At 63.1% G+C, this 20,806-nt stretch carries 19 protein-coding genes; 10 read left to right on the top strand and 9 right to left on the bottom strand.

Annotated features, from left to right (window positions below):
- Positions 1 to 156 precede the first annotated feature (156 nt).
- Complete coding sequence (locus tag K3762_RS14245) at positions 157 to 933, bottom strand: alpha/beta fold hydrolase (RefSeq protein ID WP_120351697.1); 777 nt, start codon at positions 931 to 933, stop codon at positions 157 to 159.
- Positions 934 to 986: 53 nt separating this feature from the next.
- On the opposite strand from K3762_RS14245, the gene K3762_RS14240 reads away from it, so the two are divergent.
- The gene (locus tag K3762_RS14240; RefSeq protein WP_132444305.1) at positions 987 to 1,361 is read left to right on the top strand and encodes a hypothetical protein; all 375 of its coding nucleotides are present in this window, start codon (positions 987 to 989) and stop codon (positions 1,359 to 1,361) included.
- Positions 1,362 to 1,379: 18 nt separating this feature from the next.
- Here K3762_RS14240 and K3762_RS14235 read toward each other — a convergent pair whose 3' ends face one another.
- Entirely contained in the window at positions 1,380 to 1,778 is a 399-nt protein-coding gene (locus K3762_RS14235; RefSeq protein ID WP_067916484.1) for a cupin domain-containing protein, read from the bottom strand.
- A gap of 176 nt (positions 1,779 to 1,954) precedes the next feature.
- Positions 1,955 to 3,232: a serine hydroxymethyltransferase gene (gene glyA / locus K3762_RS14230; protein ID WP_132444306.1), complete on the bottom strand. Its 1,278-nt coding sequence runs from the start codon at positions 3,230 to 3,232 to the stop codon at positions 1,955 to 1,957.
- A 181-nt stretch (positions 3,233 to 3,413) separates the two neighbouring features.
- On the opposite strand from glyA, the gene K3762_RS14225 reads away from it, so the two are divergent.
- Positions 3,414 to 4,175 carry an NAD kinase gene (locus K3762_RS14225; RefSeq protein WP_120351695.1) on the top strand — a complete coding sequence of 254 codons (762 nt, stop codon included), beginning with the start codon at positions 3,414 to 3,416 and terminating at the stop codon, positions 4,173 to 4,175.
- Positions 4,176 to 4,317: 142 nt separating this feature from the next.
- Positions 4,318 to 4,515: a CsbD family protein gene (locus tag K3762_RS14220; protein WP_132444307.1), complete on the top strand. Its 198-nt coding sequence runs from the start codon at positions 4,318 to 4,320 to the stop codon at positions 4,513 to 4,515.
- 66 nt (positions 4,516 to 4,581) lie between these two features.
- Here the strand turns inward: K3762_RS14220 and K3762_RS14215 are convergent, their stop codons facing one another.
- From K3762_RS14215 to K3762_RS14205, 3 genes are all read right to left on the bottom strand, one after another.
- Positions 4,582 to 5,823, bottom strand: a complete 1,242-nt coding sequence (locus K3762_RS14215; RefSeq protein ID WP_067631291.1) for a saccharopine dehydrogenase family protein — start codon at positions 5,821 to 5,823, stop codon at positions 4,582 to 4,584.
- 19 nt (positions 5,824 to 5,842) lie between these two features.
- On the bottom strand, positions 5,843 to 6,937 hold the full coding sequence (locus tag K3762_RS14210; protein ID WP_260010112.1) for a carboxynorspermidine decarboxylase: 1,095 nt from the start codon (positions 6,935 to 6,937) through the stop codon (positions 5,843 to 5,845).
- Between the two features lie 227 nt (positions 6,938 to 7,164).
- A complete protein-coding gene (locus K3762_RS14205) occupies positions 7,165 to 9,057 on the bottom strand; it encodes a propionyl-CoA synthetase (protein WP_260010110.1) in 1,893 nt (630 codons plus the stop codon).
- Between the two features lie 189 nt (positions 9,058 to 9,246).
- On the opposite strand from K3762_RS14205, the gene K3762_RS14200 reads away from it, so the two are divergent.
- The gene (locus K3762_RS14200) at positions 9,247 to 10,008 is read left to right on the top strand and encodes a MipA/OmpV family protein (RefSeq protein ID WP_132444311.1); all 762 of its coding nucleotides are present in this window, start codon (positions 9,247 to 9,249) and stop codon (positions 10,006 to 10,008) included.
- Between the two features lie 142 nt (positions 10,009 to 10,150).
- Positions 10,151 to 10,261 carry a malic enzyme gene (locus K3762_RS14195; protein WP_120351690.1) on the top strand — a complete coding sequence of 37 codons (111 nt, stop codon included), beginning with the start codon at positions 10,151 to 10,153 and terminating at the stop codon, positions 10,259 to 10,261.
- Positions 10,262 to 10,319: 58 nt separating this feature from the next.
- Here K3762_RS14195 and K3762_RS14190 read toward each other — a convergent pair whose 3' ends face one another.
- On the bottom strand, positions 10,320 to 12,593 hold the full coding sequence (locus tag K3762_RS14190) for an NADP-dependent malic enzyme (RefSeq protein ID WP_067940135.1): 2,274 nt from the start codon (positions 12,591 to 12,593) through the stop codon (positions 10,320 to 10,322).
- 221 nt (positions 12,594 to 12,814) lie between these two features.
- On the opposite strand from K3762_RS14190, the gene K3762_RS14185 reads away from it, so the two are divergent.
- The 5 genes from K3762_RS14185 to K3762_RS14165 all read left to right on the top strand — a co-directional run bounded on the left by K3762_RS14185 (position 12,815) and on the right by K3762_RS14165 (position 17,972).
- Positions 12,815 to 13,207, top strand: a complete 393-nt coding sequence (locus tag K3762_RS14185) for a cytidine deaminase (RefSeq protein ID WP_120351689.1) — start codon at positions 12,815 to 12,817, stop codon at positions 13,205 to 13,207.
- 4 nt (positions 13,208 to 13,211) lie between these two features.
- A complete protein-coding gene (locus tag K3762_RS14180; RefSeq protein ID WP_260010099.1) occupies positions 13,212 to 14,516 on the top strand; it encodes a thymidine phosphorylase in 1,305 nt (434 codons plus the stop codon).
- The gene (locus K3762_RS14175; RefSeq protein WP_260010097.1) at positions 14,516 to 15,706 is read left to right on the top strand and encodes a phosphopentomutase; all 1,191 of its coding nucleotides are present in this window, start codon (positions 14,516 to 14,518) and stop codon (positions 15,704 to 15,706) included. The genes K3762_RS14180 and K3762_RS14175 overlap by 1 nt, the downstream gene beginning before the upstream one ends.
- Positions 15,707 to 15,776: 70 nt before the next feature.
- Positions 15,777 to 16,418 (top strand): uracil phosphoribosyltransferase, encoded by a 642-nt coding sequence (gene upp, locus K3762_RS14170; RefSeq protein WP_067626049.1) that lies wholly within the window; start codon positions 15,777 to 15,779, stop codon positions 16,416 to 16,418.
- An 87-nt stretch (positions 16,419 to 16,505) separates the two neighbouring features.
- On the top strand, positions 16,506 to 17,972 hold the full coding sequence (locus K3762_RS14165) for an SPOR domain-containing protein (protein ID WP_260010094.1): 1,467 nt from the start codon (positions 16,506 to 16,508) through the stop codon (positions 17,970 to 17,972).
- 76 nt (positions 17,973 to 18,048) lie between these two features.
- Here the strand turns inward: K3762_RS14165 and K3762_RS14160 are convergent, their stop codons facing one another.
- Both K3762_RS14160 and K3762_RS14155 read right to left on the bottom strand, forming a co-directional pair.
- On the bottom strand, positions 18,049 to 19,062 hold the full coding sequence (locus K3762_RS14160) for a hypothetical protein (RefSeq protein WP_132444314.1): 1,014 nt from the start codon (positions 19,060 to 19,062) through the stop codon (positions 18,049 to 18,051).
- Positions 19,063 to 19,146: 84 nt separating this feature from the next.
- A complete protein-coding gene (locus K3762_RS14155) occupies positions 19,147 to 20,772 on the bottom strand; it encodes an AMP-binding protein (RefSeq protein WP_120351684.1) in 1,626 nt (541 codons plus the stop codon).
- Between the last annotated feature and the right edge of the window lie 34 nt (positions 20,773 to 20,806).

The following is a 20,806-nucleotide window of genomic DNA, read 5'->3' as shown; positions in this document are numbered from 1 at the left end:
AATTTGCAAATTGTCCTGCCTTATAGGCAAGGCGGCTCTGGCTGCAAGGGGGGAATGGCCATCACGGCCCGAGAAATAAGGGTGGCGCTGTGGCTTCACCCCCTCAAGGGCAGCGATCGGGGGGGGCTTAGGGGGCTGCTGAAGGGATCAGCTTGGCTAGTCAGACCCTTCGGTATTAAGGAAGATGCGCAGCGTCGCCTCGAACTCGCGCGGTTTTTCGGCGTGGAGCCAATGCCCCGCGCCGGGAATTTTGGCAAAGCGCGCTTGCGGGAAAAGCGCCTTGATCGCCTCGCGGTGTTCGGGCTGAACATAGTCCGAGGCCCCCCCCGAGAGGAACAGGGTCGGTCCCTCGAATTGCCCGCTCACATCATCGGGCCAGCCGATGATCTTGGGCATCTCAGCCTCGAGTGCGTCAAGGTTCAGCCGCCAGCGTTTTCCGGGCACGTCGAGCGATTGGGTAAAGAAGCTCTGCAACGCGCGCTCTACCCCGGCTGTGGCCAGTTGCGCTTCGGCGTCCGAGCGGCGTTCGATCTGGGTGAGGTCCACGCCGCGCATGGCGTCGATGAACATCTGCTGTGTGTGCCCATAGGTGACGGGCGCGATATCGGCGACGATCACCCGGCGCAGCAGATCGGGCTGGGTCAGCGCCAGCATCATCACCGCCTTGCCGCCCATGGAGTGACCGCAGATGTCCACCGGGCCGCCCAGATGCGTGATAACCTCGGCCAGATCCTGCGCCATCTCGGGATAGCTATGGGTGTCGTGATGCGGGCTGCTGCCGTGGTTGCGCATGTCCACCGTGACGACGTGGCGATTGTCGGAAAGACGTTTCGCGATGACGCCCCAGTTGCGGCCAGAGCCATAGAGGCCATGAACGATAAACAGGGACGGACGGTCGGCGGCGGCTTCGCCATATTCGGTGTAATTCAACATGCGGTCAAATTACGGGCATTGCAGCCCGGGGACCAGAGCGATTAGATGCGCGCATGATTGACCGCCAAGATTTCAACACCCGTGCCGAGGCGCTGCGCCCCCTGTTCGAGGATCGGCTGCGCATCAAAGCCCGCGATTTGCGCGAGGCGTTTCACCGCGCCGGGCCGGAACTGCCGCGCGGCATTCGCGGCGATGGGGTGTTGCTGAGCAAGACCGAACATCTGGTCGCAAACCCTCATATCGCCCGCCAGCTGGAGGATGCCCCCGTTTGGGCGGCCTTCAACCGGGTCACGGCGCATCTGCGTGAGATCGACCCCAAGGCCCGGCAGCGCGGGATCATTCTGGATCGTTTGGCGGTGGTGGCCTTTAACATCCTCGTGGTTTTCGTGGGCTTCGTGATCTGGCTTTGGTGGCGCGGCTACGTTTAAGCTGCCGCGCCCAAGGGCTTAGGCCGGGTCGTAATCCGCGTCCGTCACCTTTTCCATCCATTCGACAGCCTCGCCGACCTGCGCCTCTTGCAGGGCGATATGGGTCATGGCGCTATCTGGCGCGGCGCCGTGCCAGTGTTTCTCTCCGGGGCCGAACCAGACGACATCGCCTTTGTTAAGCGTTTGCACCGGGCTGCCTTCGGTCTGGGCGCGGCCGGTGCCTTCGGTGACGATCAGGGTCTGGCCCAAGGGGTGGACATGCCACGCCGTGCGCGCTCCGGGCTGGAAGGTCACCGTCACCCCGCGCAGGCGGGCGGGGGCCGGGGCAGAGATCAGCGGGGCCATCTCGACCTCTCCGGTGAAGTAATCTTCGGGACCGGGTTCAGAGGGGCGGCTGCCTTTGGGGTGAATGATCATGCGGTTCTCCTTTGCAGAAGAATGTGGCGCGGGGAGGGGGGATCGGCAAGGGGGAGCGTGACAGAGCATCAGAGGGCAGCGCCCGCCCATGGGGCGGTCGGGCGCTGCCCGGCGGCGCAGGGCGCCTTGATTCCGGGCAAAGAAAGGCCCCCGCATCGCTGCGAGGGCCAAACTTCTCAGAGGTTCGGATACATCGGGAAACGCTGGCACAGCGCTTCGACTTCGGCGGCGACTTTCGCCTCAACCTCGGCATTGCCTTCAGCACCATTGGCCGCAAGCCCGTCGACCACTTCGATGATCCAATCGGCGATCTGGCGGAACTCGGCCTCACCGAAGCCGCGCGTCGTGCCTGCGGGGGAGCCGAGACGAATGCCCGAGGTTACCATCGGCTTTTCGGGATCAAACGGCACGCCGTTCTTGTTGCAGGTGATATGCGCCCGGCCCAGAGCCTTCTCGGTGTCGTTGCCCTTCACGCCTTTGGGGCGCAGATCGACCAGCACCACATGGGTGTCGGTGCCATGTGTCACGGTGTCGAGGCCGCCTTTGATCAGCTGGTCCGACAGCGCTTGCGCGTTGGCGATGACCTGCTTGGCGTAGGTTTTGAACTCGGGGCGCTGTGCTTCGCCAAAGGCCACGGCCTTGGCTGCGATCACATGCATCAGGGGGCCACCCTGAATGCCGGGAAAAATCGCCGAGTTGATTTTTTTCGAGATCGCTTCGTCATTGGTCAAGATCATGCCGCCGCGCGGGCCGCGCAGGGTTTTGTGGGTGGTTGTGGTGGCCACATGCGCATGCGGGAAGGGGGAGGGGTGCTCACCCGCCGCCACGAGGCCCGCGAAATGCGCCATGTCGACCAGCAGGTAGGCGCCCACGCTGTCGGCAATCTCACGCATTTTGGCAAAGTCGATCTGGCGTGGAATGGCGGAGCCACCGGCGATGATCATCTTGGGCTTATGCTCAGCCGCCAGTTCGGCAACTTGATCGTAATCCAACAGGTTGTCCTGTTTGCGTACGCCGTATTGTACAGCGTTGAACCATTTGCCGGATTGGTTCGGCTTGGCCCCGTGGGTCAGGTGACCCCCGGCATCAAGGCTCATCCCCAGAATGGTGTCGCCGGGTTGCAGCAGCGCGGTAAAGACACCTTGGTTTGCTTGGCTGCCCGAGTTCGGCTGGACGTTGGCGAATGCGCAGTCGAACAGCACGCAGGCGCGTTCGATCGCGAGGTTCTCGGCCACGTCGACATGCTCGCACCCGCCATAATAGCGACGGCCCGGATAACCTTCGGCGTATTTGTTGGTCATGATGCTGCCCTGCGCCTCAAGCACCGCAGCAGAGACGATGTTCTCACTGGCGATCAACTCGATCTCGTCGCGCTGGCGGCCCAGTTCGGCATCAATCGCGGCGGCGAGGGCCGGGTCGGAATCAGCAAGAGATTTGGTGAAGAAATCGGACATCAGGGGATCCTCATTGGGGCTGGTTTCGCGTGTTGCCTATCGGAAACGCGGGCCGAGGTGAAGGCTGTAAACCGACAGGTTGCAAGATATGTGCGTCAACACTGGTGGCGCGCGGAATAATGTGATTGTTTTGGCCCCAAACGCCGATGATCGGAAACTTCGCCGGAATGAGCCTGCTGACATGTCTCTAAAGATCGCTTTTGTGGCTAGCCGGGCCAGCGTGGCCCAAACGGCGCGGGCCGCTTTGATCGGGCGCTATGGTGACGTATCCCTGCGTCAGGCCGAGGTGATCGTGGCCTTGGGGGGTGACGGTTTCATGCTGCACACGCTGCACAGCACCCAAGACATGGACGCGCCGGTCTATGGGATGAACCGCGGCACCATCGGCTTTTTGATGAACGCTTACCGCGAGGGCGACCTGCAAGCGCGGCTGGCGGCGGCGGAAGAGGCGGTAATCAACCCTCTGGTCATGCGCGCCACCCATATCGACGGGACCATCTCGACCGCGCTGGCGATCAACGAGGTGTCCCTGCTGCGCGCCGGGCCGCAGGCGGCCAAGTTGCGCATCACGATAGACGGGCGGCAGCGGATGGAGGAACTGGTCTGTGATGGGGCGCTGGTGGCGACGCCTGCGGGCTCCACCGCCTATAACTATTCCGCGCATGGGCCGATCCTGCCAATTGGTTCGGATGTGCTGGCCTTGACCCCGATCGCCGCCTTCCGCCCACGCCGCTGGCGCGGGGCGTTGCTGCCGAAACGGGCGACGGTGCGCTTTGACGTGCAAGAACCGCAAAAACGCCCCGTGATGGCGGATGCCGACGGGCAATCGCACCGCGATGTGACCACGGTTGAGGTCTCTTCGGATCCAAGCGTAAGCCATCGGATCCTCTTCGATCCCGGTCATGGGTTGGAAGAGCGGTTGATCTCGGAACAGTTCAACTAACGTCCCCCGTCACTGCGGCCCTGCAGACGGCGTCTTTCCGCCTCTGCGCTCCTCGGACAGGGAACCCTGACTTCGCGCCAGCGTTGTACCTGCAAGAGCGGGACAATCCCGCATCTTCACAGCCTGTGAAAGGAGACCTGACATGAATTGGGACCGTATCGAAGGCAATTGGAACCAGATGACCGGCGCGGTGAAATCGCAATGGGGTGATCTGACCGATGATGAAATCACCGAAGCGCGCGGCAACCGCGAGCAGCTGGTGGGTAAGATTCAAGAACGCTATGGCATCGCCAAAGATGAGGCCGAGCGTCAAGTCGATAACTTCGCTGCGAAATACTGATTTTCGTAGCTGGCATTAAAAAAAGGCGACCCCCTCGGGGGTCGCCTTTTGCGTTTCAAGAGAGGCTCAGGCCTCGTGCCAAGCGCGGTCGCCCTTGTCGTCTTTCACGCGGGTCGGCAGACCAATGTCATCCAGCAGACCGAACAGCGGTTTCGGGTCCAGTTCTTCGACATTGACCATGGTGCCGCCATCATAGGTGCCATCGGCGATCAGCATCGCAAAGGCCACGGGCGGCACGCCTGCGGTGTAGGAAATGCCTTGGCTGCCGACCTCGTTATAGGCGTCCTTGTGATCGGCGACGTTGTAGACAAAAACCTCAACCTCTTCGCCGTCCTTCACGCCTTTCACCAGATCACCGATGCAGGTTTTGCCGGTGTAGTTCGGCGCAAGGCTCGAGGGATCGGGGAGTACGGCCTTCACCACTTTCAGCGGCACGACCTCAAGCCCTTCGGCGGTGGTCACGGGCTGTTCGGAGAGCAAGCCGAGGTTTTGCAGCACGGTGAAGACGTTGATGTAGTGATCGCCAAAGCCCATCCAGAAGCGCACGTCGGCATGGGGGTAGTTCGCGGCCAGCGAATGCACCTCATCATGGCCCGACATATAGGCTTTCTGCTTGCCGACGACGGGCAGATCCCATTCGCGGCCCACTTCGAACATCTTGTTCTCTTTCCACTCGCCTTCCTGCCAGCTGTAGACCGTGCCGGTGAACTCGCGAAAGTTGATCTCAGGGTCGAAGTTGGTCGAGAAGTACTTGCCGTGGTCGCCTGCGTTGATGTCGACGATGTCGATGGATTTGACCTCGTCCATGAACTCATCAACTGCGAAACGGGCGAAGGCGTTGACCATACCCGGATCAAAGCCAGCGCCTAGAATCGCGGTCACACCCGCCTCGGCGCAGGCCTCGCGGCGCTTCCATTCGTAGTTGCCATACCACGGCGGGGTCTCGCAGATTTTGCGGGGGTCTTCGTGGATCGCGGTGTCGATATAGGCGGCACCGGTGTCGATGCAGGCCTGCAGCACGGTCATGTTCACGAAAGGCGAGCCCACGTTGATCACGATCTGGCAGCCGGTTTCCTTGATCAAGGCGGCGACAGCGGCGGTGTCCATGCCATCGACTTCGTGCGCCTTGAACACGCCGTCCTGTTTCATCGCGTTTTTCTCATGCACGCTGGCGATGATCGCCTCGCATTTGGAAACCGTGCGGCTGGCGATATGAAGCTCACCCAAACGATCATTATTCTGAGCGCATTTATGCGCCACAACCTGTGCGACGCCGCCCGCGCCGATGATAAGAACATTGCGTTTCATAGTGTTGACCTCTTTCTTGTCACGACAGGGCGGCGGCGAAATCGTCATAGTCGAAATCGCGCACCATTCGGGTGGTTCCGTCCAACTCGCGTACTGCGATGCCGGGCATTTTGACGCCGTTGAACCAGTTTTTCTTGACCATCGTGTAACCGGCAGCGTCTTGGAACGAGAGGCGGTCGCCCGCCTTTAGCGGCGCGTCAAAACGGAACTCGCCAAAGATATCGCCGGCAAGGCAGGACTTGCCGCAGATCATCCATTTGTGGTCGCCGGTGTCGGGCGCGATCTTGGCCGGTTCGCGGTAGATCAGCAGGTCAAGCATATGTGCCTCGATCGAGCTGTCGACGATAGCGAGGTTCTTGCCGTTGTGCATCGTGTCGAGCACGGTGACCTCCAGCGTCGCAGCCCCGGTAATCGCGGCCTCGCCCGGCTCCAGATAGACCTGCACGCCAAAGGCTTCGGCGAAGGATTTCAGCCGCAGCGCCAGATCATCAAGTGGGTAGTCCGCGCCGGTGAAATGGATGCCGCCGCCAAGGCTGATCCAGTCCATCTTGTGCAGCACAGCGCCAAAGCGCTCTTCGATCAGGGTCAGCATCTCGTCGAAACGCGCGAAGTCATCATTCTCGCAATTGTTGTGGAACATTAGCCCGGTGATCCGGTCTGCGACCGCGTCGATCGCCGCCGGGTCATGTTCGCCCAGACGGCTGAAGGGGCGGGCGGGGTCGGCGAGGTCGAAATCCGAGGTCGAGACGCCGGGGTTCACCCGCAGCCCCCGGATATGCCCGCGCGACTGCGCGTCGAACTTGTCGAGCTGGCCAATGGAGTTGAAGATGATCTTGTCGGCGTGGCCCAGCACCTCGTCGATCTCATGCTCGGCATAGGCGACGGAGTAGGCGTGGGTCTCACCGGGGAATTTCTCGGCCCCCAGCCGCACTTCGTAGAGCGATGAGGAGGTCGAGCCGTCCATATACTCCGACATGAAGTCGAAGACCGACCATGTGGCGAAACACTTCAGCGCCAGCAGGCAACGCGCGCCCGAAAGCGCGCGGAGGCGGGCGATCTTCTCCATATTGTCGCGGAGATTGGCCTTGTCGATCAGGTAATAAGGTGTCTGCACGTCGAAAACCTTTCTGCGCGGCCGGAGGGCAAGCTCCGGGAGGGAAAAGACCCACTGGATGTGCTGTCGTGGTTGGCCCCGCTGCGGGGCATTTCCGAGGGCGCTTCGCATATTTCGCGCAAGCAGCGCAATTGTAAAAAAACGCGCGGGCAGGCAAGCCCGTGCGTTTCCTTGGGTGAGAGTTTAGCGCCAGACCTGCGCAGGTCCACCGCCTTGAGGTTTATTGGTCAGGCCTGCGGGTAGCCGATGCCTTTCAGCGCGTCACGAATCTCGTCCAAGATTGCCGGGTCGTCGATGGTTGCGGGCGGCTTGAAATCCTCTCCATCGGCGATTTTCACGATGGTCGCGCGGAGGATTTTGCCCGATCGGGTCTTGGGCAGGCGGTCCACCACAATGGCCTGTTTAAAGGCGGCGACGGGGCCAATCTGCTCGCGCATCCGGGTGACGCATTCCGCGACGATTTCTTCATGCGGGCGGTCGACGCCCTTGGTAAGGCACAAAAAGCCCACGGGCGACTGGCCCTTGAGGTCATCGCTGACCCCCACCACGGCGCATTCGGCCACATCGGGGTGGCCCGCCAAGACCTCTTCCATCGCCCCGGTCGACAGCCGGTGGCCTGCCACGTTGATCACGTCATCGGTGCGCGCCATAATCCAGACATAGCCGTCTTCATCAATCCGGCCTGCATCGCCGGTCTCATAATAGCCGGGGAAGGTGGTGAGGTAGGATTTGCGAAAGCGGTCTTCGGCGTTCCACAGGCCGGGCAGGGTGCCGGGGGGCAGGGGGAGCTTGATGGCAATCGCGCCCAACTCTCCGGCAGGGAGCGGTTCGCCCCGGTCATCCAAAATTTGCACGTCATAGCCCGGCATCGGCACGGTGGGGGAGCCGACCTTGACCGGCAGCGCCTCAAGCCCCGCCGGGTTGCCGACAATGGTATAGCCGGTTTCCGTCTGCCACCAATGATCGTAGACTGGCTTGCCCAGCTTTTCTTGCGCCCATTCGACGGTATCCGGATCGGCCCGTTCCCCCGCGAGGTAAAGCGCACGCAGGCTCGACAGATCGTATTTCTTGATCTCTTCGCCCTTGGGGTCTTCGCGTTTTACGGCGCGGATCGCGGTGGGGGCGGTGAAGAAGCTCGACACGCCATGCTCTTCGATCACTCGCCAGAAGGTGCCTGCGTCGGGGGTGCCCACGGGCTTGCCTTCGAACACCACGGTGGTGTTGCCCGCAATCAGCGGCGCGTAGCAGATGTAGCTGTGGCCCACGACCCAGCCCACGTCCGACGCGGCCCAGAACACCTCTCCCGGATTGACGTTATAGATGTTCTTCATCGTCCAGTTGAGCGCCACCAAATGTCCCGCGGTGGGGCGCACCACGCCTTTGGGCGCGCCGGTGGTGCCGGAGGTGTAAAGGATATAGGCGGGGTGGTTCCCCTCAACCGGAACGCATGGGGCCGGGCGCACGCCGTCTTGGGCGGCATACCAATCGATGTCCCGCTCGGGGTTCAACTCACAGGGTTTCTGGCCGCGTTGCAGGATGATGCAGGTGTCGGGCTTATGCGTGGCCTGTTCGATAGCCCCGTCCAGCAAGGGTTTGTAATCGACCACGCGCGATGGCTCGACCCCGCAAGAGGCGGCGAAGATCGCCTTGGGTTTGCAATCGTCGATCCGCACCGCCAGCTCGCTTGAGGCAAAACCGCCAAAGACCACCGAATGGATCGCGCCAATCCGTGCGCAGGCCAGCATCGCCTCCACCGCTTCGGGGACCATGGGCATATAGATCACCACGCGGTCGCCTTTTTCCACACCTTGCGCCACCAATGCCCCGGCGAGGGAGGCGACATGGGCCTGCAACTCGCTATAGGTCAGGGTCGATTTTTTGCCGGTGATCGGGCTGTCATAGATGATCGCCACGCGCTTGCCGTTGCCCTGTTCGACATGGCGGTCCACAGCGTTGTAGCAGGTGTTTACACTGGCATCCGCGAACCACTCATAGATATGGTCGCCCCGGTCATACAGCGCGCGCGTCGGCGCGATGTCCCAATCGATCGTCTCTGCCTGCTCCAGCCAATAGGCTTCCGGATCGGCCTGCCAGCGGTCGTAGGTGTCACGGTATCCCATGGTGTTCCTCCTCCTGTTGCACTGTGCGGCAAACCCGCGGGCCGGGTATAGCTGTACTGACGCGCAAATATTTCCAGCCACTCTGGCCGCTTAGAAAGATTTCGGCAAGCGGATCGCTATTGTTCCTGTCAGTTGCGGCGCGTCATGCTAGATTGCCCCGAAACCCTATTACCTTTGGAGCCTGCCCACATGCGTCTCGCCCTTTCTCTGCCCCTTGCTTCCTGCCTCGCCATGGTTGCCGCGCTGCCGGTGGCGGCGCAGGACCGTTCCTTCAACTTCGCCCTGCGCGGCGGGGTGGGGGCGGCACCTGATTATCCGGGCGCCAGCAGCTACCGCGCGACGCCGGATTTGGCCTTTACCTTTGGCTCGCTCGAATGGGGCGGGCGCAAGATCGGCACCAACATCGGTGAAGCGCCCAAAACGGGTTTCGGCTTTACTGGCGCGTTCCGCTATCTGGGCGAGCGTGACAGTTCCGATCACCCCGAACTGGCGGGGCTTGAGGACATCGATGCGGCGGTCGAACTGGGCTTTGGCGTGGTCTACCGCGAGGTGAACTGGCAGGTCTTCGGCAAAGTGCGCCAAGGGTTTGGCGGGCATGAAGGCGTGACCGGCGACATCGGCGCTGACCTGATTTTCCGCCCCGATGAGCGTTGGACCATCACCGCAGGCCCGCGTTTCAGCCTTGGCAATGACACCTATGCCGACACTTATTTCGGCGTCGACACGGCCACACCGACCTTGGCGGCCTATGAGGCCGAAGGCGGCCTGCTGGGGGCGGGCGTCGAAGTGCAGGCGACCTACCGTCTGGACGAGGCATGGGCGCTTGAGGGGGCCGTGGCCTATCAGCGTCTGCTGAATGACGCCGCCGACAGCCCGATCACGCAGGCCGGTTCTGATGATCAATGGACCATGCGCATCGGCGTTAGCCGCGCGTTCAACTGGCGGTTCTAAGCGGCATTGCGCCGCCTCTCGGGGCGGCGCGTTGTTTGCGACATCTCGGTCGAAAACGGATCAGTTTGCGGCAGGATTCTTGTCATGATGAGGTTAGGCGCGGCATGAGGCCAGCGCCCCTCGCATGACAAAGGGCCCGACCATGGGTGACAAAATCAGCAACAAGAAGAAGCAAGCCAAGGCCGCGGCAAAACCCGCCGCCAAGGCCCCGTCCTCCGTCGCGGACATCAAACCCGCCACGCCCCGTAAATAAACCTATCCCCGACCACGCAGCGCCGTCCCCCGAAGGGGGCGGCGTTTGGCTTGGGGGCTTAGCCGTAATGCGCGACCGGGGTGCCCGCGATGGCGCCCACATTGAGCAGCCCGCGCGCGGTGATTGAGGGCGAGACGATATGCGCCCGGTTGCCCATCCCCATCAGGATCGGCCCAACCTCAAGCCCATCGCCCTTCATTTTCAGGATGTTACGCACGCCCGAGGCGGCATCGGCATGGGCGAAGACCAGCACATTGGCGGCCCCTTCCATCCGGTTGCAAGGCAGCAGCCGCGCGCGCAATTCTGGATCAAGCGCGGTGTCGATGTTCATCTCGCCTTCATAGACGAAATCGTGGTTGCCTGCGTCGAGGATTTGCAGCGCCGCGCGCAGACGTTTGCCCGACCCTTCGCCCTGATTGCCAAACTGGCTTTGCGAACACAGCGCGACTTTCGGCTCAATCCCAAAGCGCCGGACGTGGCGGGCAGCCCCGATGGCGATCTCGGCGATCTGTTCGGGGGTGGGGTGTAGGTTCACCTGCGTATCCGCGATGAAAAGCGGCCCGTCTTCGAGAATCATCATCGAAAGCGCGCCATGCGGGCGGAAACCGTCGCGGCCCAGCACCTGATTGACGTAGTTCAGATGCCAGCCAAACTCGCCAAAAGTGCCACAGATCAGGCTGTCGGCCTCTCCGCGATGCACCATGACCGCGCCGATGGCGGTGGTGTTGGTGCGCATGATCGCCCGCGCGATGTCGGGACTGACGCCGCGGCGGCACATCAGGCTGTGATAGGTCTCCCAATAGTCGCGGTAGCGCGGGTCGTTTTCGGGGTTCACCAGATCGACGTTCTGACCCAGTTGCAGGTTCAGCCCGGCCTTTTCGATGCGCCGTTCGATCACCTCGGGGCGGCCAATGAGGATGGGCCGTTCCACCGTCTCTTCGATGATCGCTTGCGCTGCGCGCAGCACGCGCTCGTCCTCGCCTTCGGCAAAGACCAGACGGCGGGGGGAGGAGCGGGCGGATTCGAAGACCGGCCGCATGATCAGCGCGGATTTGAACACCGACCCGTCAAGTTTGCGTTTGTAAGCGTCGAGGTCTTCGATGGGCCGCGCCGCCACGCCCGTCTCCATCGCGGCCTTGGCCACGGCAGAGGATACCACACCGATGAGGCGCGGATCGAAGGGTTTCGGGATCAGGTATTCCGCGCCAAAGGTCAGCTGTTCGCCTTGGTAGGCCGCTGCCGCCTCAGCACTTGTCGTCGCGCGGGCGAGGGCGGCGATACCATCGATACAGGCGATCTTCATCTCGTCGTTGATCGTGGTCGCGCCCACATCCAGCGCGCCCCGGAAGATGAAGGGGAAGCAGAGCACGTTGTTGACTTGGTTGGGAAAATCGCTGCGCCCTGTGGCGATAATCGCGTCGGGTGCCACGGCGCGGGCAAGATCGGGTAGAATTTCGGGCGTCGGGTTCGCCAGCGCAAAGATGATCGGGCGTTTGGCCATCTTCGCGACCATTTCAGGCGACAGCACGCCGGGGCCCGACAGGCCAAGAAAAAGGTCCGCCCCGTCGATCACATCGTCCAGCGTGCGCAGATCGGACTTCTGCGCATATTCCGCTTTGCTGGGGTTCATGTCCTCGGTCCGGCCTTCATAGACCAGCCCGTTGATGTCACACAGCCAGACGTTCTCGCGCTTCACGCCGAGTTTCAGCAGCATGTTGAGGCAGGCGATCCCCGCCGCCCCGCCACCGGTCGAGACGATCTTGATGTCCTCGAACTTCTTACCCGCCACATGTAGCGCGTTTTTCGCAGCCGCGCCGACGACGATGGCGGTGCCGTGTTGGTCATCGTGGAAAACGGGGATGTTCATTCGCTCACGGCAGATTTTCTCGACGACGAAACAATCGGGGGCTTTGATGTCTTCGAGGTTGATCGCGCCGAAACTCGGCTCCATCGCGCAGACGATCTCGGCCAATTTTTCGGGGTCGGCTTGGTCCAGCTCGATGTCGAAACAGTCGATATTGGCGAATTTCTTAAAGAGCACGGCCTTGCCCTCCATCACCGGTTTCGAGGCCAGCGCGCCGATATTGCCCAGCCCCAGCACCGCGGTGCCATTGGTGACCACGGCCACCAGATTGCCGCGCGAGGTATAGCGGGCGGCGGTGTCGGGGTCGTTCTTGATCTCGATGCAGGCCTCGGCCACGCCGGGCGAATAGGCGCGCGCCAGATCGCGGCCATTGGCCAGTGGTTTGGTCGCGCGGACCTCCAGCTTACCGGGCCGGGGGTGTTCGTGGTAGTCTAATGCTGCTTGGCGCAAGTTGGGGGTGTCGGACATCGTTCATGCTCCTCCCGAATAATGGTTTAGCGTTAAACTAATTTTTGCGCGCAAGCAAAGCGGCATTTGGGCGGGTCGGTCTTGGCGGCGGGTGGCTTTGCCCCAGCGTCGTCCTTGCAGGTCATTTTACGCAGGCTTTATGAGGCGATTGAGGTGACATGTGGTTTTGCATCGCACAGGGCGGGGCAATTTTCTATAGTCCGAGAAAAGGGGAGAGCCTAATGACTGATTTGCGCGAAGCGGCTGTGATGGTGCGGGAAAATGCCCATGCGCCCTATTCGAATTTCAAGGTCGGTGCGGCGATCCGCACGGCGTCGGGCGCGGTATTCAGCGGCTGCAATGTCGAAAACGTCGCCTACCCGCAGGGCACCTGTGCCGAGGCTGGGGCGATTGCCGCCATGGTCGCAGCGGGCGAGCGTGACATCGCCGAGGTCTATGTGGTGGCGGGCAGCGATCTGCCGGTAACCCCCTGCGGCGGCTGCCGTCAGAAACTGGCCGAGTTTTCGGGCGACAAGGTGTCGGTGACCATGGCGACCGTGGCGGGCAAAGAGCAGCAGATGACCATGGGCGACCTGCTTCCGGGGGCCTTTGGCGCCGCCCATATGCAGGGTTAACCTCATGAGCGCGCGGGACATTCTGGCGCGGCTGCGCCATGGAGAGGCATTGGACGCAGAGGCGCTGACGTGGATGGCCCGAGCGCTGGCCGACGGCCGTGTCAGCGACGCGCAGGCCGGGGCCTTTGCCATGGGCATCTGCCTCAATGGATTGGACCAGCAGGGCCGGGTGGCCTTGACCCTTGCGATGCGCGATTCGGGGCAGGTGTTGGACTGGGATTTGGACGGTCCCGTGCTCGACAAACACTCCACCGGCGGCGTGGGCGATTGCGTGTCGCTGATCCTTGCCCCGGCGCTGGCGGCTTGCGGCGCTTACGTGCCGATGATCTCGGGCCGGGGTTTGGGGCACACGGGCGGCACGCTGGATAAGCTGGAGGCGATCCCCGGCGTCAGCACCCAGTTGGAAGAGGCGCAGTTTCGCGCGGTCGTGCGCGACGTGGGCTGCGCCATCGTCAGCGCCAGCGGCGACATCGCCCCGGCGGATCGGCGGCTTTATGCGGTGCGGGATGTGACCTCGACCGTGGATTCGCTCGATCTGATCACCGCCTCGATCCTGTCGAAAAAGCTCGCCGCTGGGCTGGATGGGCTGGTGCTGGATGTAAAGGTCGGCTCGGGCGCTTTCATGAAAGAACTGTCGCAGGCGCGCGCCTTGGCCGAAGCGCTGAGCGGCACCGCCACGGCGGCGGGTTGCCCCACAACGGCGGTGATCAGCGACATGAACCAGCCGCTGGTGCCGAGCCTTGGCAACGCGCTGGAAGTGGCCGAGGTGATGCGGGTGCTGACCGGGGCGGCCACCGGGCCAATCCTTGATGTAACGGCTGAACTAGGGGGTGGTCTGCTTGCCAATGGCGGTTTGGCCGCGAGTGCCGAGGCGGGGGCCGATGCCCTGCGCGCAGCGGTCCGCGATGGCCGCGCGTTGGAGCATTTCACTCGGATGCTGAGCGCCATGGGCGCACCCGCCGATTTCGCCGAAAACTGGGGGCGCATCCTGCCCAAAGCTCCGGTGATCCGCGCTGTGCCTGCACCGCGCGGCGGCACCGTCAGCGCGATCGATGGTGCGGCGCTTGGCATGGCGGTGGTCAATCTTGGCGGTGGCCGGGTGATTGAAGCGGACCAGATCGACCCGGCAGTGGGCCTGTCGGAAGTGCTGCGCTTGGGCGATGAGGTCCCTGCGGGCCAGCCCTTGGCACTGATCCATGCGGCGGGGCCAGAGGCGGCGGATGCGGCAGAGGCGGCGGTTTTGGCGGCAATTACGCTGGGCGATACGCCGATCAAAGTGCCGGAATTGATTTTGGAAAGGATCGGCTGATGGGACGTGCATTCTTGGTCGTGATCGATTCCGTGGGCATCGGCGGCGCGCCGGACGCGGGGGATTTCTTTAACGGCGATCTGCCCGATACCGGGGCCAACACGCTGGGCCATATCGCGCAGTCCTGTGCCGCGGGAGAGGCCGAAGAGGGCCGCAGCGGACCGCTTGTCCTGCCGCATCTTGACCGGTTGGGGCTGGGTGCCGCGCTGACGCTCGCCAGCGGGATGGAAGCGCCGGGTTTGGGGGCGACACCAGAGGGCCGCTGGGGTGCTGCGACGGAGGTTTCGCAGGGCAAGGATACCCCTTCGGGTCATTGGGAATTGGCGGGGTTGCCGGTGCCTTGGGCTTGGCAATACTTCCCGGATGAAACACCGGCCTTTCCGGCCGACCTGACCGAAGAGGTCGCGCGGCTGGCGGGCACCGATGGCATCTTGGGCAATTGTCATGCCTCAGGCACGGCGATCATTGAGCGGCTGGGGGCGGCGCATTGCGAAAGCGGCTGGCCGATCTGCTATACCTCAGCCGACAGTGTTTTCCAGATCGCCGCGCATGAAGAGACCTTTGGCCTCGACCGTTTGCTGAAGCTTTGCGAAGACATCGCACCCCGCCTGCATGAGATGAAGGTGGGCCGTGTGATCGCGCGGCCTTTCACCGGAGAACCCGCCGCGTTTGAGCGCACCGCGAACCGCCGCGACTATGCCATCACGCCGCCCAAACCGGTGCTGACCAATTGGGTGCAAAACGCCGGTGGGCGGGTCTACGCGGTGGGCAAGATCGGCGACATCTTTACCATGCAAGGCATTGATGAATTGCGCAAAGGGCCGGATGCCAAGCTGATGGAACACCTGCATGATCTGGTGGAAGAGGCCGAAGACGGCAGCCTGACCTTTGCCAATTTCGTGGAGTTCGACAGCCTTTATGGTCACCGCCGCGATGTGTCGGGCTATGCCCGCGCGTTGGAGTGGTTCGACACCGAGATCGGCAAGGTGATCGCCGCGCTGCGCGAGGGGGACATGCTGATTGTGACGGCGGATCACGGGAATGATCCGACATGGGCAGGCAGCGATCACACGCGCGAAAGGGTGCCGGTGCTGGTCGCCGGGACCGGGGCAGGGGAGCTGGGTCAGATCGGTTTTGCTGATGTGGCAGCGCTTGTCGCCGGGCATCTGGGGGTAGAGGTGCCAGCCTAGCCGCGCAGCCTTTGCTTGCGAGCGGGGCGCTTGTGCGGCTAGAAGCGAGGCAAATAAAGGAGCCTGCCGCATGACCGATACCCCCAATCATCTGACGATCGTTGACCATCCGCTGGTGCAGCACAAGCTGACCATCATGCGCGACAAAACCACCTCGACCGCCGCCTTCCGGCAATTGCTGCGCGAGATCAGCCAGCTTTTGGCCTATGAGGTAACGCGCGGCCTGCCGATGACGACCAAACGGGTCGAGACCCCGATGCAGGAGATGGACGCGCCGACGCTCGACGGCAAGAAGCTTGCGCTGATCTCGATCCTGCGGGCGGGCAACGGGCTGATGGACGGGGTTCTGGAGCTGATCCCCTCGGCACGGGTCGGTTTTGTTGGTCTTTACCGTGACGAAGAGACGCTGCAGCCGGTGCAGTATTACTTCAAGGTGCCCGAGGCGATGGAAGATCGTCTGGTCATCGCCGTGGATCCGATGCTGGCCACCGGCAACTCCTCGGTCGCGGCGATCAACCTGCTGAAAGAGGCCGGGGCCACCAACATCATCTTCCTTTGCCTGCTCGCCTCGCCCGAAGGTGTGGCCACGATGAAGGCCGCGCATCCGGACGTGCGCATCGTCACGGCCTCGCTGGATGAGGCGCTGAACGAGAAGGGCTATATCATTCCGGGTCTGGGCGACGCGGGCGACCGGATGTTCGGCACAAAGTGATCCGGTAAGTTTCGCTATTCAGCGCGTGGTGCTTTACTCAGACCGCGCGCTGAGGCATCGTTCTACTAGATAGTGTGGGGGCATTAGATGACACTTACCAAAAGTATTGCCATGGCAGTGATCGTGGCCGCTTTGGGCGTCGGCGGATCGCAGACCCAAGCGCAAGACAGCCGCAGCCAGCCAGCGGAGTTTCCGCCGTCTTCCTACAAGGGCAAGCAATATGTCGACAGCGCGGGATGTGTGTTCATCCGTGCGGGCATCGACGGCGATGTGTCATGGGTCCCCCGCATGAGCCGCGCGCGCCAGCAGATCTGTGGTTTCCAGCCCACGAACGGCGTGCAAGTGGCGGCTGCACAGGCGACAACAGCAGCGAAGACCAAGGTCGAAGCCACCCCCGCCAAAACGCCGCCGACCCGCGTCGCCGAAGTGCAAGCGCCCAAGGTGAAACCGCAAGCCCCCGTGGCCCGGCCCGCACCGCAAAAGGTGGTGCGCCGTGTGGCTCCGGCCCCGGTTCGCGCATCCGCCCCCAAAGTCGTGCGCGAAACCGCACCGCGCCCCGTGCCCGTGGTGCCGAGCAAACCCGTCGCTCTGGCTGCTCCGGCACCGGCTGGGTTCGTCACCGCTTGCCCCGGCGCTTCGCCTCTGTCGCAGCGCTATATGCGGCGCGGGGATGGCTATAGCGTGCGTTGTGGCCCGCAGGCCGAACCTATCGTGACAGGCCGTCTTGCGCCCACCACCCCACAGCGCGGCACGGCCCCTCAGCCTTACCGTAGCGCAGGGACGATGCCCGGTGTGGCCGCAGCGCCCGCACGTGTCGTCGCCCCCGCCGTGATTGCCGCGCCGGTGGTCAGCGCGCCGCCTGCCCGGGCCGTGGGCACCCAAACACGGATCGTGCCGAAACATGTGGCGATCAACCGATTGAACACGACAAACGTCAAAGTTCCCCACGGCTATCGTAAGGTCTGGGAGGACGACCGTCTGAACCCGCACCGCGCCGAGCAGACCTTGGAAGGCCGCGCCGATATGCTGCTGGTCTGGACCCAGACCGTGCCGCGCCGTTTGGTGAACAAGGCCACTGGCGAAGATGTGACCGCCAAAGTGCCGCTGATCTACCCCTATCTCGATATCGAAACGCAGCGCCGCAAACTGGGGGTGGTCAAGATTGTTGAACGGGACGGCCAAGTGGTGAAACGTGTTCTGCGCTACCGCAATGCCGCGCCGATCCACCGCGATGCCCGCCCCGTCAAGAGAGCGCCGGTGAAGACCGCGCCGGTTAAGGCTGCACCGGTCTATTCCAGCCGGTCGGCCCCGGCGGCGCAGGTCAGCACCAAGGCAGGCTATGTACAGGTTGGTGTCTTTGGTAGCCCAGCCAATGCGCAGCGCGCGGCGCGTCAGATCGCATCCATGGGCATGCCTGCCCGCATCGGCAAACAGACCCGCGGCGGCAAGACCTATCACAGCGTTCAGGCGGGCCCCATCGCGGGTGGCTCGGCCCAAGCGGCGCTTGGTCAGCTGCGCCGGGCGGGATACCGGGACGCCTATCTGCGCCGCTAAGCGCGTTGCAAGGACAAGCAAAAAGGCCAGCCGTGGTGTCCCCCCGGCTGGCCTTTTTCTTTGGCGGATCGTTCAGTCAGCCGCCGCAGATGCTTTGCAGTCGCAGCCAATCGGCATCCGACATCAGCGGCGCGGTCAGCTTGCCGTTCATCGGGTCGCCTTCGATTAGGGGCAGGGTGCTTTCGCCGGTGATGTCGCGGGCAAATGCATAGGGTTTGCTGCGCAACTCGGCCTTGGCAAAGCGTGCCAACTGGGCGTCGACTTTCGGTGTCGCGGCGGGGCGCATCAGCAGTTGCTCGGCATAGGCGTCCAGCGCTTCCGAAGAGATATCGCCGGTGGTCAGCAGGCGGAAGTTTTCGCGCAGGCCCACGGCCTCTAGCAGCGCGCGCAGCGGGTCATGTTCGCTGCGTGCCACATCTTCGGTGAGCACATAGCCCGCAGCAACATCGGGTTCTTCGTAATCCTCCAGCACCGCGCGGTCGAGTACGATAAGACGCCCCGGCAGATGCAGGCTGGCGCGGGTCATATCGGGCAGGATCGCCACGCGCCCCACCTCCAAGCGTTTGGTGAGCCGCGACAGCGCGGCACTGCCGCCGGGGCTTTCGCAGGCGGGGCCGGACACCCGTTCAAGCCGCTTCAGCAGCGCCGTGCCCAATGAGACGCGCTTGACCTCTGGGACCACTTTGATCGCGTGATCGCGCAGCGCGCCGGGCATCCAAAAGACCGCCAGCGCCGCCACCACGGCGACAGAGGCGACCATGCCCACCCACCGCAAGCGGCCCGGCTTCGGGCGGCTGCGGCTAATGGCGCGGCGCAGCTTTTCGATGGCCTCAATCATCTCGGTTTCATTGTCGGGCAGTTCCAGCGTCTCTCCCGGATCGCCGTCCGGATGATAGAGCGCGGGGGTCTGGCCGGGATTGGTCCTGTCGACGGCAGCCAGCGACCAATGGGTCAGCGCCTGATCTTTGAGATCGCTGATCACCAGTGTCGCATCACCGATAGAGACGATCACCTCGCGCCGCTGCGCATCGGGCGTGGCGCGCCAAAGGCCCGTCGCTTCGAGCCGGGCGTATTTTGTCAAGGCGGTCATGGGGTTCTGCTGCGGGCCTGTCAGTTTTCGCCACTCTACCACGCGCTGCGGGATCAGCAATGGCAGGTGACATAATGCCCCGCCTTAGAGGTCCGCCGCCTGCTTGCGCAGTTCAAACTTCTGGATCTTCCCGGTGGAGGTCTTGGGCAACTCCCCGAAAATCACCCGCTTGGGCGTTTTGAACCCGGCAAGACGTTCGCGGGCAAAGGCGATCAGCGCCTCTTGGCTGGCCTCCGACCCCGGCTTCAACTCGACAAAGGCGCAGGGCACCTCGCCCCATTTTTCATGCGGTTGGGCCACCACGGCAGCCAGATTGACCGCGCCGTGGCCCATCAGCACGCCTTCGACTTCAACGCTTGAGATATTCTCTCCGCCGGAGATGATGATGTCCTTGGCGCGGTCGGCGATCTGGATATAGCCGTCGGGATGCTGCACCGCGATGTCGCCGGAATGGAAGTAACCGCCCGCAAAGGCTTCGGCGGTGGCCTCGGGGTTCTTGAAGTAGCCTTTCATCACCGCATTGCCGCGGATCATGATTTCGCCCTGTGCGGTGCCGTCGCGCGGGGTCTGGGCCATCTCGGCGTCCATCACCGTGATCTCTTCCATCATCGGCATGGCGATGCCTTGGCGGGCTTTGATCCCGGCGCGCTCAGCCTCGGGCAGCCCGTCCCAATCGCCTTGCCACAGACATTCGGTGACATGGCCAAAGGTCTCGGTCAGCCCGTAGACCTGCGTGACGTTAAAACCCAGTTTCTCGATCTTCGACAAGGTCGCGGGGGCAGGGGGCGCGCCTGCGGTGAAGACTTCGACGGGGTGATCGAAGGCGCGTCGGTTTTCCTCACCCGCGTTGACCAGCATGTTCAGCACGATGGGCGCACCGCCGAAATGGGTGACCCCGTGATCCGCGATGGCGTCATAGATCGCGCCCGCTGTGATGTCGCGGCAGCAGACCAGCGTGCCGCCCAGCAGTGGCATCATCCAAGTGTGGTTCCAGCCGTTGCAGTGAAACAGCGGCACGATCTGCATGAAAACCGGGCGCAGCACCATCTGCCAAGAGACGACCGTGCCCATGGTCATCAGATAGGCCCCGCGGTGGTGATAGACCACGCCCTTGGGCCGCCCGGTGGTGCCGGAGGTATAGTTCAGCGCGAGGCTCTCCCATTCGTCGTCGGGCATGATCCAGCTAAAGTTCGGATTGGCCTCAGCCAGCAGGTCTTCGTATTGCGGATGCCGCCCGCTGGGAGGGAGGCCGACGGCGGGGTCGGGCACTTCGATGATCGCAGGGCATGTGCCGTCCATCCGCGCGCAAGCGTCTTCGGCCAGCGGCAGGAATTCCGTATCGACGAGCAGCACCTTGGCCCCTCCGTGGTCGAGGATATAGGCCACCGTTTTAGGGTCGAGGCGGATGTTGATGGTGTTGAGCACGGCCCCGCAGGCCGGCACGCCAAAATGCGCCTCGGCCTGCGCGGGCAGGTTGGGGATCAGGGTCGCGACCACGTCGCCCGGAGCCACGCCGATCTCGGCCAACAAGGCGGCAAGGCGGGTGCAGCGGTCATGGTACTGGGCATAGGTGACGCGGTGGTCACCGTAGATCACCGCGGTTTGCCCGGCGAAGACCTCTGCCGCCCGGCGCAGATGCGACAGTGGCGTTAGCGCCACAAAATTCGCTGCGCATTTTTCAAGCCCGCGCTCATCCGTCATCCACCCCATGTGACCCCTCCCAAGGCATTGGTTGCGATTTGGG

The sequence above is a fragment of the Sulfitobacter sp. W074 genome (genome assembly GCF_025142275.1).
Taxonomy (GTDB): domain Bacteria; phylum Pseudomonadota; class Alphaproteobacteria; order Rhodobacterales; family Rhodobacteraceae; genus Sulfitobacter; species Sulfitobacter profundi.
This window is presented reverse-complemented; position numbering and strand designations above follow the sequence as displayed.

Coding starts and splice junctions, on each gene's coding strand:
- K3762_RS14165 (WP_260010094.1), top strand. CDS start 16,506: ATGACACTTACCAAAAGTATTGCCATGGCAGTGATCGTGGCCGCTTTG.
- K3762_RS14240 (WP_132444305.1), top strand. CDS start 987: ATGATTGACCGCCAAGATTTCAACACCCGTGCCGAGGCGCTGCGCCCC.
- K3762_RS14155 (WP_120351684.1), bottom strand. CDS start 20,772: ATGGGGTGGATGACGGATGAGCGCGGGCTTGAAAAATGCGCAGCGAAT.
- K3762_RS14215 (WP_067631291.1), bottom strand. CDS start 5,823: ATGAAACGCAATGTTCTTATCATCGGCGCGGGCGGCGTCGCACAGGTT.
- glyA (WP_132444306.1), bottom strand. CDS start 3,232: ATGTCCGATTTCTTCACCAAATCTCTTGCTGATTCCGACCCGGCCCTC.
- upp (WP_067626049.1), top strand. CDS start 15,777: ATGACCGATACCCCCAATCATCTGACGATCGTTGACCATCCGCTGGTG.
- K3762_RS14245 (WP_120351697.1), bottom strand. CDS start 933: ATGTTGAATTACACCGAATATGGCGAAGCCGCCGCCGACCGTCCGTCC.
- K3762_RS14190 (WP_067940135.1), bottom strand. CDS start 12,593: ATGTCCGACACCCCCAACTTGCGCCAAGCAGCATTAGACTACCACGAA.
- K3762_RS14195 (WP_120351690.1), top strand. CDS start 10,151: ATGGGTGACAAAATCAGCAACAAGAAGAAGCAAGCCAAGGCCGCGGCA.
- K3762_RS14205 (WP_260010110.1), bottom strand. CDS start 9,057: ATGGGATACCGTGACACCTACGACCGCTGGCAGGCCGATCCGGAAGCC.
- K3762_RS14160 (WP_132444314.1), bottom strand. CDS start 19,062: ATGACCGCCTTGACAAAATACGCCCGGCTCGAAGCGACGGGCCTTTGG.
- K3762_RS14200 (WP_132444311.1), top strand. CDS start 9,247: ATGCGTCTCGCCCTTTCTCTGCCCCTTGCTTCCTGCCTCGCCATGGTT.
- K3762_RS14175 (WP_260010097.1), top strand. CDS start 14,516: ATGGGACGTGCATTCTTGGTCGTGATCGATTCCGTGGGCATCGGCGGC.
- K3762_RS14185 (WP_120351689.1), top strand. CDS start 12,815: ATGACTGATTTGCGCGAAGCGGCTGTGATGGTGCGGGAAAATGCCCAT.
- K3762_RS14235 (WP_067916484.1), bottom strand. CDS start 1,778: ATGATCATTCACCCCAAAGGCAGCCGCCCCTCTGAACCCGGTCCCGAA.
- K3762_RS14225 (WP_120351695.1), top strand. CDS start 3,414: ATGTCTCTAAAGATCGCTTTTGTGGCTAGCCGGGCCAGCGTGGCCCAA.
- K3762_RS14180 (WP_260010099.1), top strand. CDS start 13,212: ATGAGCGCGCGGGACATTCTGGCGCGGCTGCGCCATGGAGAGGCATTG.
- K3762_RS14220 (WP_132444307.1), top strand. CDS start 4,318: ATGAATTGGGACCGTATCGAAGGCAATTGGAACCAGATGACCGGCGCG.